Source organism: Pseudoalteromonas sp. NZS71 (assembly GCF_015864715.1).
Lineage (GTDB): Bacteria > Pseudomonadota > Gammaproteobacteria > Enterobacterales > Alteromonadaceae > Pseudoalteromonas > Pseudoalteromonas arctica.
The window spans coordinates 1-1,060 of sequence record NZ_JADYWS010000075.1 but is presented as its reverse complement, the minus strand read 5'-3'; the positions used below and the strand labels follow the sequence as shown (position 1 = coordinate 1,060).

The following is a 1,060-nucleotide window of genomic DNA, read 5'->3' as shown; positions in this document are numbered from 1 at the left end:
TGATGAGGCAACGCAAACATGCCGCTGCCCTGCAGGCAATGCCATGTGGCGAAGCGGGGTCAATGTAAACAGCCATAGCCAACAATACACGCGATTCTGTGGTTATTTAAGAGACTGTAAAACCTGCCCACTACAACAACAATGCATGCGAAAGCCACCCATTAAAACGGGGCGACAAGTACAGTTTATAAATAATGAATCACGCAAAAAGCTAAGCTATATCGACAAAATGAAAGTAAAAATAGACAGCCCCATAGGTCGACGACAATACAGCAAACGACTCGGGTGTATCGAACCGGTGTTCGGGAATATTACGGTGAATAAAGGTATGAATAAATTGACCTTACGGGGTCAAATGAAAGTGAATGCGCAATGGCAATTGTATTGCCTTGTTCATAATATAGAAAAGCTGCAAAACACGATGCATTAAGAAGGGTAAGCCCTTTCACCCTAAATAAAAGCCACTCAAACACCCGTAATCCCTTCCAAAACGCCAATTAAAACAATATCAAACACTTCTATATTCTGCGTAAAAATACAGTAATCAATTGAACCAAAATAGGAACTCAGCTATGGTTTGTTTATCAATAAAAACAAATTTAAAAACGAGTTAATCTACAGGCTCGTTAGCTAGCAAATGAAAGGTTCGTACAATATTCCAAATTCTATCCCAAAACCAGAGAGAGTCTTCAATATAATTTGGGGGCTAGGATTATTGAGTTATGCCTTATATGGTTACCAACACGGTGAACTTTACCTTCCAGGTAGAGGTTCATCTGATGGTGTTACGTTTACAGGTATCACATTAAATTTAATAATTGCAGCCATGGTTTTGGGAGCATTAAGTCTATTTGTTACTGTTGTTGATCATAATTAACAGTGACACCCATCCTAAATTTTAATTAACATAATTAACAGTGACACCCATCCTAAATTTTAATTAACAGTGACACCCATCCTAAATTTTGATCTTTTTAAAATTAAGGACTACGTTTATTTAGTGTAAAAAATAAGCAGGGTGTCTTATGGCTATCGCAAGAAAGCGTCAAGTAAGTTTGGT

Annotated in this window: 2 protein-coding genes; both read left to right on the top strand. The window is 37.6% G+C overall.

Features of this window, described 5'->3' with window-relative positions; translation table 11 throughout:
- Positions 1-430 (top strand): transposase (locus I6E85_RS20775; protein ID WP_197237325.1); only part of this gene is annotated, 430 nt, incomplete at its 5' end.
- 207 nt (positions 431-637) lie between these two features.
- The gene (locus I6E85_RS20770) at positions 638-877 is read left to right on the top strand and encodes a hypothetical protein (protein WP_197237323.1); all 240 of its coding nucleotides are present in this window, start codon (positions 638-640) and stop codon (positions 875-877) included.
- The last annotated feature ends 183 nt before the right edge of the window (positions 878-1,060 follow it).